13 protein-coding genes are annotated in these 14,518 nt (G+C 38.6%); 10 read left to right on the top strand and 3 right to left on the bottom strand.

From position 1 onward, the window contains the following. Positions 1–37: 37 nt before the first annotated feature. Together IT6_RS06335 and IT6_RS06330 are read right to left on the bottom strand one after the other, a co-directional pair. The gene (locus tag IT6_RS06335; protein ID WP_134439736.1) at positions 38–451 is read right to left on the bottom strand and encodes an ExbD/TolR family protein; all 414 of its coding nucleotides are present in this window, start codon (positions 449–451) and stop codon (positions 38–40) included. Positions 452–469: 18 nt separating this feature from the next. Then, complete coding sequence (locus tag IT6_RS06330) at positions 470–1,204, bottom strand: MotA/TolQ/ExbB proton channel family protein (protein WP_134439735.1); 735 nt, start codon at positions 1,202–1,204, stop codon at positions 470–472. 311 nt (positions 1,205–1,515) lie between these two features. Between IT6_RS06330 and IT6_RS06325 the strand changes: the two genes are divergently transcribed. The 6 genes from IT6_RS06325 to trhA all read left to right on the top strand — a co-directional run bounded on the left by IT6_RS06325 (position 1,516) and on the right by trhA (position 9,060). Further along, complete coding sequence (locus IT6_RS06325; protein ID WP_242524127.1) at positions 1,516–2,343, top strand: hypothetical protein; 828 nt, start codon at positions 1,516–1,518, stop codon at positions 2,341–2,343. Between the two features lie 154 nt (positions 2,344–2,497). Next, positions 2,498–3,847: a CHASE2 domain-containing protein gene (locus tag IT6_RS06320; protein ID WP_206825633.1), complete on the top strand. Its 1,350-nt coding sequence runs from the start codon at positions 2,498–2,500 to the stop codon at positions 3,845–3,847. Next, on the top strand, positions 3,847–4,524 hold the full coding sequence (locus IT6_RS06315) for an ABC transporter ATP-binding protein (RefSeq protein ID WP_134439733.1): 678 nt from the start codon (positions 3,847–3,849) through the stop codon (positions 4,522–4,524). Before IT6_RS06320 ends, IT6_RS06315 begins: the two co-directional genes overlap by 1 nt. Before the next feature lie 24 nt (positions 4,525–4,548). Next, positions 4,549–7,119 carry an FtsX-like permease family protein gene (locus IT6_RS06310; RefSeq protein ID WP_242524126.1) on the top strand — a complete coding sequence of 857 codons (2,571 nt, stop codon included), beginning with the start codon at positions 4,549–4,551 and terminating at the stop codon, positions 7,117–7,119. 12 nt (positions 7,120–7,131) lie between these two features. Next, on the top strand, positions 7,132–8,304 hold the full coding sequence (locus IT6_RS06305; RefSeq protein WP_206825632.1) for a lipocalin-like domain-containing protein: 1,173 nt from the start codon (positions 7,132–7,134) through the stop codon (positions 8,302–8,304). Positions 8,305–8,439: 135 nt separating this feature from the next. Beyond that, entirely contained in the window at positions 8,440–9,060 is a 621-nt protein-coding gene (gene trhA / locus IT6_RS06300; RefSeq protein ID WP_206825631.1) for a PAQR family membrane homeostasis protein TrhA, read from the top strand. Here trhA and IT6_RS06295 read toward each other — a convergent pair. Then, a complete protein-coding gene (locus tag IT6_RS06295; protein ID WP_134439731.1) occupies positions 9,048–9,578 on the bottom strand; it encodes an NUDIX hydrolase in 531 nt (176 codons plus the stop codon). The genes trhA and IT6_RS06295 overlap by 13 nt on opposite strands. Positions 9,579–9,632: 54 nt before the next feature. Between IT6_RS06295 and IT6_RS06290 the strand changes: the two genes are divergently transcribed. From IT6_RS06290 to haoB, 4 genes are all read left to right on the top strand, one after another. Then, entirely contained in the window at positions 9,633–10,325 is a 693-nt protein-coding gene (locus tag IT6_RS06290; RefSeq protein ID WP_134439730.1) for a hypothetical protein, read from the top strand. A gap of 336 nt (positions 10,326–10,661) precedes the next feature. Next, a complete protein-coding gene (locus IT6_RS06285; RefSeq protein ID WP_242524125.1) occupies positions 10,662–11,210 on the top strand; it encodes a YdbL family protein in 549 nt (182 codons plus the stop codon). An 80-nt stretch (positions 11,211–11,290) separates the two neighbouring features. Further along, entirely contained in the window at positions 11,291–13,456 is a 2,166-nt protein-coding gene (locus IT6_RS06280) for a multiheme c-type cytochrome (RefSeq protein ID WP_206825626.1), read from the top strand. Between the two features lie 54 nt (positions 13,457–13,510). Further along, on the top strand, positions 13,511–14,452 hold the full coding sequence (haoB, locus tag IT6_RS06275; protein WP_242524124.1) for a hydroxylamine oxidation protein HaoB: 942 nt from the start codon (positions 13,511–13,513) through the stop codon (positions 14,450–14,452). Positions 14,453–14,518 lie beyond the last annotated feature (66 nt).

The following is a 14,518-nucleotide window of genomic DNA, read 5'->3' as shown; positions in this document are numbered from 1 at the left end:
ATTCGCAAAGAGAAGAAAAGAGAAAACTTGGACTTTCTTATTTTTCATTGGGGACATGAACAAGTCCTATTCTTTTTATTCCCAGCTCCTCAAGAAATTCCATAAAAGGTAAAAATTCTTCATATTTTAAATCCTTATCCATTTTGAGGGATACGGTTAAATTCGGATCTTTTTTTATTCCTTCAGAAAGAATGCTTTCGAGTTGTTTTTTATCTACAAGCCTGTCATTGAAAAAAATTTTACCCGTTTTATTAATCTGGATCACGAAAGGATTAGGGCTAGAGGTTGCTTTTTTTGATTCAAGGGAAGGAAGAGCGATATCCAGATTCTGTTCCAAAAGAGGAGTGGTAATAAGAAAAATAATTAACAAAGTAAAAGCGAAATCAAGCATCGGTGTAACGTTTAGTTCTGAAAACCCAGAGTAACGCCATCTATCCGAAAATTTTTTCATCGTCGCTTGATTCGCTCATTAGTCAGATTCTGCCATCACGAATCTCTTTTCTATTTCACTGAGCACTTCAGTTCCAAAATTTTCCAAATCAATCGTTAATTCCTTGAGGGTTGCTACGATAAAGTTATATCCAAAAAGAGCAGGAATAGCAACTATAAGCCCCATGACCGTTGAAAGAAGAGAACCAGAAACACCTGGAGCCATCGTTGCTAGGGTCGCTTTTCCAGAAAGAGCAAGATCTCCAAAAGCATCCATTACTCCCCATACGGTTCCCAACAACCCTATAAATGGGGCTCCGCTTGCCGCCGTAGCAAGCAGAATCATTTGATCTTCAAGAAGGAGTATCTGGTTTCCTATTTCTCTCTCTATGGCTGATTGGATTAATTTTAATGATTTTTCTGAGATTTTGATTTTCAGGAGAGCTTTTTCAGGATATCCTTCGGCTATCGGTTTTGTTCCAGGATATATATTCATTAATTCCTTGCAGCCAGTCACATAAACAGCATGATGGGGTGAACCGGGAAAGGCTTCCCTACTTAAAAATAGCGCTAACCATTTAGTTGAAGCTTTAAGTTTACGTAAGAACTTTCTGCTCTGTTTCTTGGCTGACTGAATCTGTTTGAGTTTTATTAAAAGCACTGTCCAGCTTATAGAAGAAACGCCCAAAAGGAAAAATAGAATAAGTTTAGTAGCCAAGGTTGCTTTTTCAAAAGAAAAGACCAGTCCAGAGGATAGGAAAAAAAGAGCGTTCATTTGTCTTTTGAGCAAAAGGGAATAATCTGGATTAAAAATAATCGGGTTTTTAAGAAGAAAAAAGTTAAAGCTAAACTTTTCTTTGGGTTCAAGGTATCTCCGTTATAATTGTTTGATTTTTTAATAAAAAAATCATAACCTCTTTGACTCGGAGGTTGTTTTACAAACCTCCGTTGATGAAAGGGAAAAAGCCATTACTACGCTCTCTCCGTAAATCAGCAGTTTCTGCTTCTTGCAAATCTATTGAATCCTCTTTTCCCCTGGTTTGTGTCGATAATAAAAAAATCAGGCAAAATTGGGAAACTCATTATATGGATCTACAGCAAAAACTAGAAGAGGTGCAAAAGAAACTGCAAAATTTTTTAGCTTATGAAAAGCCAAAATATATTATATGGGTTGAATCAACCTTTCCCAAGGAAACAGCAGAACTAAAGAGAGTTGAATCCGCTATAGCCGAAATCAAGCAACTTATTTTTGAAATAGAAATTGACAGCCTTTTACATAACCGAGGATTAGCCATTTCTTGCCATTTTCTTCTACAGAAAAGAAAAAAGAAAAAAACGGTTTGGAGTCCGGAAGAAAAAATAGATTCTTCTTTCGATGACGTTCTTCAAAATGAAAAAAGGATCGATACCTATAAGAATAGGGGGAAAAAACCTTTGCAGGAAAACAAACTCAAAGCGACTTATAGAGCTATTGCCCGGCTTCTTCATCCGGATATTAACAATAAAGTCTCAGCCGAAAAGATGGAGAGATGGTATGCTGCCCAACTGGCGTATAAGGCTAAAGATTTAGACTTGCTGGAATCACTGTATTATCTTGAAGAAAAACAATTGGATAATCTTCCTATTTCTCTTTTGCAGAAAAGAATCGTCATTTTGAGTAAAACGTTACAAAAAAAAACCAAAGAGTTGGAGAGTTGTTTAGGCGATCCTGCTTGGGGATTTTCACAGTTGCAGATTGATGCAAAATATATCCAAAAGATAAAAATCTGGGTGAATGCAAAAATTAAAGAAAAGAAAAAAGAACTCCTTGTATTAAAAGAAAAAATGAAAGGATGGAAACAAGAGGCTCGACGAGTTATGGCTAAAAGAAAGGGATATAGGAAAATCAAAAAAGGGGGTCTTGAAGAAAAATAGGGCTAACACATATTTTCTAGACATTTTTCTTTAGATTATCCAAATTAGAAAGAAGTCTGTAGTTTTTTCTTTTTTAAAAAAGGAAAGAAACAATTCAATGTGCTCTCAAGCTCATTGAAAGTGTTTTTATTTTCTCAAAATGGTTTCTGTTTAAATGGCTGTTATAAATAACTTTCCTATAGAAACTAAAAAAAGGCTACTTCTTGCCTCGATCCTAGGGTTTTTATGGGGATCAGCAGTTGGTGTTTTCTTTTGGGTGGGTTTGTTAAATGCTGTTGAAGAGAAAATAATACGTTTGGAGGAATTACTGCCTACGCCTCAAAAAGCAAACCAATTTGTATTAATTGAAATAGATAGAATTCCAGTCGACAGACCTTGGCCGTGGCCTAGGCTAGAATATTCTCTTTTTCTAAGAAGCTTAATTCCTCTTACTCCTCAGAGTGTAGTCATGGACATTCTTTTTACAGAAAGGGGTCCACGATTAGATAGTTTCGATGAAACATTCCGCTCTCTCATAAACAGGCTCAATCGTGTTTGTTTTGCAGGTGCAGCGCTTAAGACGGAAACCTTAGCTCACCAGCAGATTCTTTTTGAAAAATTTCTTGTTAGAGGCGATCCACGCTTTTTACCTAAGTATGGATCAGCTTTTTGGCCTTCAACAGATTTGACGGAAGGTAACCCAGTCGGGATTAACAATCTGGGAGTGGGAACAAATCGAGGGTTAAGATCAGTTCCTCTTTTTTTTCAACTTAACGAAAACTTTGTCCCTTCTCTTTCTTTGGTTGCAGCAACAGCCAAAATGGATGCTTCGATAAAAAAATCCGAAGCCCGTTTAAATAAAGCTTTCCTGTTGCGCAATGATAGTGGTCAAATTTTAAGAAGAATACCCCTGGATGCTGAAGGAAGAATGCAACTTAGGTTTAAGCATTCCCGCTCCGGAGTAATCCATATCAAATATGATGATTTTTTACTCTATGCAGATCAATTGGCTAGAGGAATAAAACCCGCTTTTGATCTTCAGTTGATTCATGGCAAGCAGGTATGGCTTGGTCTTACTGATCCAGCGTTTACCAATTGGCTAGATACAGATATAGGGAAAATGAGTCCCGTAGAGATTAGGTTAGAAGCTACAAGACAAATAGTTCAGGGTGATTTTCTAAGAAGAATACCCAAAGGGGCGGCGTTTGCCTTTCTTTTTTTGCTCGCTATTTTAGCCCCTCGATTATTTGTTCGGTTTTCTTTGCTCAAGGCTTTTCTTTTCTTTTTTATTTTATTGGGAACCATTTTATGCCTATCAGTCGGAGGCTTTATCTTGTATAATCTAGTTTTCCCTGTCGCTTCTTTCTTTCTGCTTTCTGTTGGTATTATCTTATGTGGGCTGTCTGCCCGATACTGGAAGTTCCATGTTATAATTTTGAAGTCTCCTCATCTAGAAAGAATGGAAGCTGTCTTAGAAAGGATTGAAAAAAAATTATTACATGATGGAACAAATAAACCTGATTAATGAATAACCCTATTATAACGATTCGAAACGTAACTAAATATTATAACAATGGAGAAGTTCAAACTGCTGCTTTGAGAAAGGTAAATCTGGAAGTATATCCTGGACAATCTGTTGCCTTGGTTGGACCCAGTGGTTGTGGGAAAAGTACCTTACTTCATCTGATTGCGGGAATAGATAGTCCATCCGAAGGAGAAATATATGTAGATGGGCATCCTTTTCATTCTTTAAATGAGGGGAAATTAGCCCGCTTAAGAGGCAGCATTATTGGCATTGTATTTCAATTTTTTAATCTGCTTCCTACTCTCTCTGCAATAGAGAATGTGATGCTCCCAGCGCTTTTGCAAGGGGTTGCCGACTCCGAAGCTTCCCAAAGAGCAAAAGCATTACTTGAAGAAGTGGGACTTTCTCATCGATTATGCCATTATCCTCATCAGCTTTCTGGAGGTGAAATGCAAAGAGTGGCTTTGGCAAGGGCGCTGATTATGAAGCCAAAGATTATATTAGCCGATGAACCTACAGGCAACCTCGATTCAGAGACAAGCCAAAGAGTGCTTTCTTTGATCCAAAAGCTCGTTTTAGAATATCATTTAACTCTTTTGATGGTTACCCATAGTCTTGAAGTGGCTAAATCAACGGACAGAATATTAAACATGAAAGATGGCTGTCTTTTCTGTTGAAAAGAAACTCTAATCAAAGCAGTTATGACCAGGATGAAAGGGTTTGGCCTTTACAAAATTTTTTTTAATCATAGTTTTCGGTATTTTTCTCAACATCCCTTTCTTTTGATTCTGAATATATTTTGTATTGCTTTAGGCATTGCCAACTTCATTGCCATCCAGCTCATTAATCATTCCGCTTTGGAATCATTTCGAGCTTCAATAGATCTCGTTGGAGGGAAAGCTAATTTGGAGATAGCTGCTGAGAGTGCCCCTTTTGATGAGCAGATATTATCAAAAGTAGTGAGCGATCCTGATGTCCTTGTTGCTACGCCAATTCTAGAGCAAGTATGCATGTTAGAGAATCATCCCGGTGAATATCTAGACATAGTAGGAGTGGATTTTCTAACCAATCGTCCTGTAAGAAGTTTTGAACTTTCATCCACGGTTAACAACAAAGAAGACATCATCGATTTTTTGAAAGACCCTCAGGCTGTAGGACTCAATAAAAAGCTTGCACAGCGGCTGGGAATAAAAAGGGGCGATCGGTTAAAACTACGCACTCCTGAAGGGATTGTGGAGTTAAAAGTACATTCTTTTTTGGAACTTGAATCAGGAGCCATAGGTTCTGATGAGCATATGGCGGTCATGGATATCAGCAATGCCCAAGAGCTGTTTCATAAGGTTGGTCAATTATCAAGAATTAGCTGTTTGGTAAGTAAGAAAAAAGATCGGATGGAGTTTATTCGATCTCTTCAAGAAAAATTGCCTCCCACAGTTATTGTCCAGACTCCTGAAAAAAGGAATATGAAGATAGAAAAAATGCTTGGATCTTTCCAGCTCAACTTAACAGCTCTCTCTTTGATATCTCTCTTTGTAGGGATGTTCATAATTTACAATACGGTGCTTGTGGGAGTCGTAAGGAGAAGATCAGAAATTGCCCTGCTGCGTTGTCTTGGCTTAGGATCTAAATCGATCATTGCAGCTTGTCTTGGAGAATCTTTGATTGTAAGTATCATAGGAATAGTTTTGGGTATACCCGTTGGTTATGTCGTTGCTTCTAAACTAGTTGGATGGGTTTCCTCAAGTCTGACTTCACTTTATCTGCTATCGAGTATAGAAAAGATTTTTATATCCCCTTATCATTTAGCTTTGGCTTTTATTGTCGGAATGGCTGCAAGTGGAGTAGCTTCTTTTTTCCCTTCGATAGAGGCATCCAAAATTGTTCCCGTCCAAGCTTTTAGCCCTGCAACCCTTGAAGATAAAGTCCATCGGTTTGGTCCTTTTTGGTTTCTCTGTGTAATCGGTTTTATACTCCTTGCCCTAATTTTGTCCTTTTTAAGTCTTATGGGAGGGTTGCCGGTCTTGAGTTTTGGAGCAGCTCTGTTTTTGCTCTTGGCTTTTTCGTTTGTTTCTCCCTTTGTTTGTAAGATCGTAGTTCAACTGATCAAACCTAAGCAGGTTACATTCAAATTAATTCTATCTCATTTTCGCCGTTCTATCCATCGCAATGCCTTGACGATATCGGCTCTTCTTACGGCTCTTGCTATGGTCATCAGTGTTTCGGTCATGATCAAAAGCTTTCGCTATACGGTAGATGGATGGTTGAAACAAAGCGTCAGGGCTGATCTGTTTGTAACGACTGCAGCCAATCTTGCCAGTGGAATTCATCAAGTGCTTTCTTCTGCAGCTGAAGAACTCATTAAATCCGATAGCAGGATTGAGGCTGTTGACCGCTATTACGAATTTCGATCGGAATTTAGGAATTCGCCAATAAAAATATCAGCGATTTGTTTTTCTGTTGCGGCTGGAAGAAATAACTTGGAGTTTAGAACAGGGAAAGCAGAAAAATTATTGAGAGAGGCGGTAGGATCAAATCGCGTTTTTATAAACGAAAGTCTTTCGAGAAAATTTAAACTTAAAGAAAAAGATATTATTTCTCTTAAAACAGATAAAGGGAGAGTTGATTTTGAAATTTTTGGAATTTTTAAGGATTATACCACTGAATTTGGATTGGTTTTAATGGATTGGCAAACCATGAACAAGTATTGGAGCCAGACGGGAAGCAACAGCCTTGCCCTTTATTTGAAAGATTCCAGGCAGGCTGAGGAGATTAAAAAAGAGCTTGATCAAAAACTCCAATTGCTAGGCGATTATATTGTTTATTCTAATGCTCAGTTAAGAAATGAGATATTCCGGATATTTGATCAAACTTTTTCTATTACTCAGTTATTAAAAATTACCAGTTTGCTGATTTCCGCAGCGGGTATATTTTTCAATTTATTGATTCTTTCTTCTGAGAGGAACCGCGAAATTGCAATTTTGCGTTCAGTGGGTGCACCAAGGCAAGTGGTTTATGCTCTTGTACTAGGGGAATCTGGTCTTGTGGGCCTGATTTCTTCCTTACTGGGATTGATAGCGGGTTTAGCCCTAGCCGTAGTCCTTACTTATGTCATTAATAGATCTTTTTTTGGTTGGACCATTGATTGGTCAACCCCTTGGTCAACGCTTCTTTGGCTTCCTTTAATGGTCATTTTTATTTCTTTATTAGCATCAATTTTACCTGCCTTTCAATTAGGCAAAGCAAACATATCGCAAAATCTAAGAGTTGAATAAAAAATGCCATTGATGCTTATAAAGAGATTAAAGAGCTGTTTTTTGTGTTTTCTTTTCTCCTTTTTTTTCCTTTTTTATGGCAAAGGGCAATTTTTGTTGTATGCCCTTCAAGATTGGGCAGTTGTTGACCGGCCTTGGTCATGGGTGTTTCCCCGGGATCATGGCAATCATCCCGAGTTTCAGACAGAATGGTGGTATTTTACAGGTAATCTCTATGGCCCTCAACAAGAACCTTTCGGGTTTCAATGGACATTATTTAGGCAAGGCATTTTCAGTTCACAGCCTCCAAGGACAACTCGGTGGGCTTTGAGAGATATTTATTTTGCCCATTTTGCTTTGAGCGATATCCCCAAAAAAAAATTTTATGCTTTTGAGAAAGCCGATCGTGGGGCTTTAAAACTTGCAGGTACAACCATTGGGGATATGGGGGGCTGGATTCGAGGATGGGAGCTTAAATCTTTTGGTAGCCCAAAAAAAAGATTTCATATTTATGCCCAGGAAGAGGCCGTAGCCATAGATCTCGATTTGGAACCTCTGAAACCCCCTGTTTTACATGGTGAAAACGGCTTAAGTAGAAAAGCCGATCAAAAGGGAGCTGCTTCTTATTATTATTCCTTTAGCCGGCTCCAAACAGAGGGTTTAATTCGAATATCAAATAAAAGTTGGAATGTTAAAGGAACATCTTGGTTTGATCATGAGTTTACCACAAATTCACTAGGGAAAAATGAAGTGGGATGGGATTGGTTTGCAATCCAATTGGATTCTGGTGAAGAACTTATGCTTTATTGCCTCCGAACAAAGGATGGAGATTTCGATCATAACTCAGGTGGAACCTGGATTGGGAAAGAAGAAACTCGAAAGCTTACGCTTAACGATTTTATAATCTCTCGGACAGCTTTTTGGAAAAGTCCCCATACGGGGGCTATTTATCCTTCGGGCTGGAAAATTAAACTTCTAGATCCCTCCATTGAAATTGAAATCAAGCCAAAAATGGCTGATCAGGAGCTGGTATTAAATCAACTCGGTTTTCTTGCCTATTGGGAAGGAGCGGTAAGTGTTAAGGGAAAAAAGGGGGAAAATCCAGTTCATGGAGAAGGCTATGTTGAACTGACCGGTTATGCTGCACCCTTGCAAGATTATTTAGGTTATTCCTTTAAAAAATCAGAATCTTCTTTGCTTAAATAAAAAATATTCCTCTTCATCCCTTAATAGAGGAGCTTTCTTTATCTTAAGAATGATATTTCTTTTTTTGACATTCTAGAATATAAAAAGGGAAGAAAAAAAGAGGGGTGAGCTGGGAAGTGAAAACTTTGAAAAATCATGAATAAAATTAGAGAACCTTTTAATGCCTATACTCACGTTTTTGGAGCTGTTTTATCCATTATAGGCATGCTTTTTCTAATTTTAAAAAAAGCAAATAAGGGCACCATACCTCTTGATATTTTAATCTACGGATTGGGTCTTTTCCTTATGTTTTTAGCAAGCAGCCTATACCATTCCTTGAACTGTTCATCTAAGACCTTGTCTTTTTTAAGAAGGTTAGATCATTGTTCAATTTTTGTTTTGATTGCTGCAACCTATACTCCGGTCATTGTAGAAGCAGCAAATAAAGAATGGAGAAGTTTTCTTTTGATCCTTATATGGACAATCGCAGCTGCAGGGATCTTTTTTAAAATATTTTTTTCTTACCCCTCTCGTTTTATCTATACCAGTCTCTATATAAGTATGGGTTGGGTAGGCATATTCTTTTTGCCTAAAATTCAGCTTCCTAGGGTTGCTTTGTTTTATGCCTTGGAAGGAGGGGTTGTTTATACAGTGGGGGCATTAAGCTACATGCTCAAATGGCCAAATGCTTCGCGCTCCCTTAATTTTCATAACCTTTGGCATATCATGGTTCTTCTTGGCTGCTTTTTTATGTATTTGATGGTTTATAACTTATGAGCTTGATCATAAGAAGAAACTTTTTTGTTTCTAAAAAATTTCCAGATTTCAATAAAGGCGTTGGAGAAAGATTGAGGTTCTGTAGCCAGTTTCAAATCAATCCATGAGTGAGAATAAAAGCAGCCTTCGGATATTTCTATTGGATTAAGAAGAAAGGGTCCATTCGAAAAACCTAAATAAACCCATATAAATTCATTTCCTGTTTTTGTATCTGCAGGTAATTTAAAGAGTTTGATTAAAGGTTTATCTAATTTTACCCCTAACTCTTCGACTAACTCTCTTTGAGCAGCCGTATCATAATCCTCACCAGACAGGACATGTCCACTGCAAGAAGAATCCCAACAGCTTGGATTGATATCCTTTAAGGGTGATCTTCTCTGAAGAAAAACCTCTTTATTCTGGTTTTCTAAAAGGATATGGACAGCCCGATGTTTGAGATTTTTTAAATGAACATTTTTTCGAGTTTCTTTCCCTATGACTTTATCTTTGTCGTCTACGACATCAAAATATTCTTCCATGGTTGTAAATAGATCCTTGAAGCTGGTATTAAAAGTGCTTAATAAATTATCGAAATGAGCAAGAGTAATCTAAACATAACCCAAAAAGATATTGAAATTTTAGCACAAAAGCTAGGGAAAACCCAAAAAGAAAAGATGGCTTTGAGTCATCTTCTCAAAGACGAACCCCAACAGATTGAGCAATTTCTCGATCTCGAAGCAGTAAAAAGGTTTATCCTCGAAGAGCCCAACGTTATTCCCTTTTCTCCTCAACTCTATTTTCAATGTTTAGGAAGGCTTGTTTTAGGCAAAAGAGGACTGAGTAACCAAGAGTTAAACCTATACATATCAAGACTGCTCTTGCGCTTTTTGAAAACTGAATCTTTTCATGCTTTCGGTCGGTTTGAAAGCCGAAGACATTTTCTGAGAATATTCGATCTGCTTGTGCAAATGGAAAAATCTACCACTTCTCCTTTACAAGCCTTTCGACTCTATCATTTTATTGCCGATTACTCCTTGTTTGTTTGTGGAATTTTTAAAGAAAATGTGGAGCGTTGCTGGAATGGTTCTGCGGGTATTGAATTTTACGAAGACATTGGGAAAAGAAGTTATGCTCGAGCGGCAAGTTATCCCGAAGCTAAAAAGCACAGTTTGCAGGGTATTTTTTCATTCCTTTCGTCAGCCTTTAAAGAAGTACGATTTGCTTTAAATGAAATTAAAGAAAATTTTTTCCATTTTTCTCAACTCTCTCTTCCATTGTCCGAGTAGGCACGATGAAAGCGACTTTTTTTAAGTATGCAATTTAGGCTATCTCTAACGATGATCGAGGGCTAAGGTTTCCTAACACGTTGAAGATCACTATCCGATGAATATTCCGAAGGTGCAGTAACCAAAGCATTGGTCAGCTATTGGATCCAACTGGCAAGGGTTGTCTTGCTGAAGCATGAAACTTTAGCACCATAGAGTTGTAAGTGATCTTAGGTTAGACCCCTAATCTGTGTCAGTGGGCAAGAAGCTTGTTATCCCTTTTGGTAGGCAAAGAATGTTACAAGCTCTTTTATTCTTTTCGATTTGCCCTTTTTAAAAAGCCAAAAGAATATCCTCTTGCTTCAAAACATCGCTTCCGATAAAGGGATAATAATGGGTGGGACAAAAGATATTAAAAACATTAAAGTCAAAATCCTTTTTGGGAGTTTGGCTTTAGTTCAAGTCCTGATAACCTCAAGTTGTCGATCGGTGCATATGGTTCCCCAAAAACCCGTTCTCTACGATGTTAACGTTTCAGTAGATGTAAAAAGTCCACCGATGCAACAACCTTATTATTCTTACGGTTCTATTCAAGAAAGAAGAAGAATGAGAATGGGGCAAGTGCAGAGTCTTAAAAACAGCCGAATCATTGGGGAAGGCAAAGATGGTTACCTACACATTCTGAAATCCCCAGAAGATGAAGAATACAGGGATTATGTTCATAAAATTGTCGATGGAGAAAATCGAGACAGGCAAATCCTTTATAACCTTGAGGCCAAAAAAAATGGCAAAGAAATTTCCCAGGTCGAAAAGGAATATGGTCAAAAATGGCAGTCCAGGGCTTTCAAAGGTGAACTCATTGAAGGAGAAGAAGGTTGGCAAACCAAAAATGAGGACCTTTTTTAGGGATTAGAAAAAATAATTTAAAATCATTTGAATATTTTACTGACTTGCTTAATAAGGTAGAGAAAAAACGGCTACCAAAAATGGCTTTCCAACGGGTTTTATATTCATTCTTTGTTGGCTCTCTTTCGTTTTATACCCTTGAAAAGGGGATTGCCGTTGGCCAGCAAATTGAAAACAACCAAAAAGTTCTCTTGGCTGAGTGGTTACAGAACAGTTCCTCAAAGTTAGCTTTAAATACAGCCCCTTTGTTATCCAAAGACAAGGAGGAACAAAACGGCGGTAGCGGCAAGGAAGTATTTAGCCGTAGCTGTGCGGGCTGTCATCAGCAAACGGGGGCTGGTTTAACGGGTGTTTTCCCTCCCCTTGCAGGGCATATCCCTGAAATCATGGGCTCAAAAAAGGCTAAAGATTATCTCATTGATGTTGTTCTTTTTGGCGTTGAAGGACCCATTCAAGTCGGTGATCAAAGATACAATGGATCAATGCCTGGATGGGCCAATGTTTTTAATGACCAGCAGATTGCTGATGTGCTCAATTACGTGATCAACAGGTGGGGTGCTCAAGAAAAGCGTTCTTCAAATAATCTTTATGTGAGTTCAGAGGATGTCAAAATGCATAGGAAAAAATCCATGACAGCTTATGCTGTCTGGACTTCAAGGCCTAAGGAACTGTCTGTTAAGTTGGCCAATGTGCCTGAAGAGGATCTGAATTCCCTGATAAAAGGATATGATCAATCCCATCCAGCTAAAGGCATTTATGCCCAATATTGGGAACCCATTCCCGTGGAAAGGTATTGGAATCCAAAGACTTTTTATCATCCTCCTCAAACAATTAAAGGAGAAGTCAGCCGAACGGATTGTATAACTTGTCATAAATCAGTGACTCCAGGAGTATTCCATGCTTGGGAAAAAAGTACCCATGGACAAATCAGCTCTATCAGACAACTTTCTGATCAAGATCCCAAAGCATATAAAAAGAAAGAACTCGAAGCGGTAGAAAAACAACTCCGTGATGCTGGAGTTCTCAAGATAAATGAACACCTTAAGGAAGTCTCCTGTATCGATTGCCATGGAGCAATTGGAGCACAGAAAATCCGGCATGATGTAGATCTCCATATGCCTGATAGGGTCACCTGTGGAAGTTGTCATGTTAAGCAGTTTGCTGAATCTGAGGCTGAGAGAAAACAGAAATGGCCAAACAATGAATGGCCGCAAGGACATCCTTCTCATGCAGTAGATTGGGAAGCAAATGTCAATCTTGCAGCTTGGGCAGCTATGCCTGAACGTGCTGTTGCTCAAGGTTGTGATATGTGCCATTACCAGCAGAATCGCTGTGATGGTTGTCATACTAGGCATAGCTTTTCGGCTGCCGAAGCCCGCAACCCCTTATCTTGTTCAACCTGTCATAATGGAGTGGATCACAATGAATTTGAAAACTACATGCTTTCTAAACATGGAACAATTTTTCAGGTTCAAGGCAAAAATTGGAACTTTGAGCTGCCTTTAAAAGAGGCCATGACAAAAGGTGCCTATACGGCTCCGACCTGTGCAAGTTGTCATTTTGAGTATCATGGGGAGTATAGCCATAATCTTGTAAGAAAAGTCCGTTGGGCATTTAATCCTACCCCTGAAATAGCTCAGGGAATCAAAGAAAAACATCCTTGGTATCAACAGAGAAAAGAGGATTGGATAACTACTTGTTCTGCTTGTCACTCTGCTCGTTTTGCCTCAGATTGGTTAGACACCGCCGATCAAGCCATCTTTGACGGATTAAAGGTCCAAGAAGAAGCTAAAAAAGTGGTTGAAGCCCTTTATAAGGATGGGCTTCTTGTAGGGCAAAAAACGAATAGACCTGCTCCCCCTCCCCCCGAAAAAGATTCTCCTGGTGCGTTTTCCCAGCTTTTTTGGGCTAAGGACAACAATCCCAGTCATGTCGAAAGAGTTTATGCCAATATGTGGGAGCATGATATGATACAACATTACAAAGGGGTAATGCATGAAAATCCAGGTGGATTTACCTATTCGGCGGGATGGGGAGTATTGCTTGAACGATATACTGAAATAATGGATGAAAATACCCGGCTGAGAGGATGGGCAAAAAGTAAGCCGCTTTCTGACAAAAAAGATTCGCCATCCCCGTTTGCTAGAAAAATAAAACTTTTTGTAGGTATTGCGGGATCGGGTCTTGGAGCATTCCTGTTAAGTTCAGCTTTTCTTTCGATCATGATGGGCAAAAAGAAAAAATAAGTCTTTCTCTTTTATTGCAATGATCTATTGAATATTGCAGAAATAAAAAAATTTTTGAGCAAACTTAATCTCAAAATTATCTTGGGCCTGGTCCTTCTCATTGGGGGAATATTATTGGTTGTTCAGAGTTTATTTGTAGCCAAGAGAAATTCCTCCCCGCCCTTTACTGTCGAAACAAAAGAGGGTAAATATTTTTCAGTTCCTACCTTTTTCCCCATTCTGAAATATTTCCATTATACCTTTAGCAAAAATGGAGATTTTTGGATTGCTCATTATTTGGACGAAAAAAAGAAAGAATCTTTAGCTAGGATATATCCTCCTAAACCCATAGGTACTGAAACAGATGATATATTGTGTCGATTATGGGAAGATCTAGCACGAGTAGTCAGCAATCATGCTCCCCCCAACTCTCTTTTTATTGGTTGGTGGGATATCTCCCAGCGATTAAAACTTTTTACTGGCCAAGAAGTATGGATTGAAAACTATGATTCAACGGTTATACCCCAAAAGGTTAATTTTCTTTTTGAAGAGATCTTTGGTGCTCCCCTAGAAACTGGAAAATTGGCTATTTTAGCTAAAGCTTACAACTCTACTGCATCTGAAGGGCTGGAAATGCTCAAGCAAGCTTTACCTAAGAACCGTGCTTTGTTTGTCTGTGTAAGTGCCGAAGACATTTCAAATTTAGCCCTGGCTTTTGGTAAAACACCCTATGAAATGGGTTTTGAGATGAGGATTTTCCCTCTTTCTGGATCAGATATTCATGGATCTATCCCCACAGTTATGAAATGGGTAAACGAAAAACAGTCCGCTAGTTTTTTTCTTCAACAATTACCTACCCAGGCCATATTAGCCTGGAGGGCAGACAAAAGAGCCCAAGAAACTCTTCTTGGCAGACTTCTTCCCTTAACTTCTTCCCTAAAGAATCCTCTTGCTGGGGTAAAGCTTCTCTATCAGTCAACTTGGGGAGGATATATACAGATTTATAAGATTGAATGAACTACTCCCGCCAACCTGATGGTATGGCGTGAGCTTCGCGCTTCTACGGGAGTGCCGGGTTGCCTG

The sequence above is a fragment of the Methylacidiphilum caldifontis genome, assembly GCF_017310505.1.
Lineage (GTDB): Bacteria > Verrucomicrobiota > Verrucomicrobiia > Methylacidiphilales > Methylacidiphilaceae > Methylacidiphilum > Methylacidiphilum caldifontis.
Note: the sequence above shows the minus strand (reverse complement) of the source record. Positions and strands in the feature narration are given on the sequence as shown.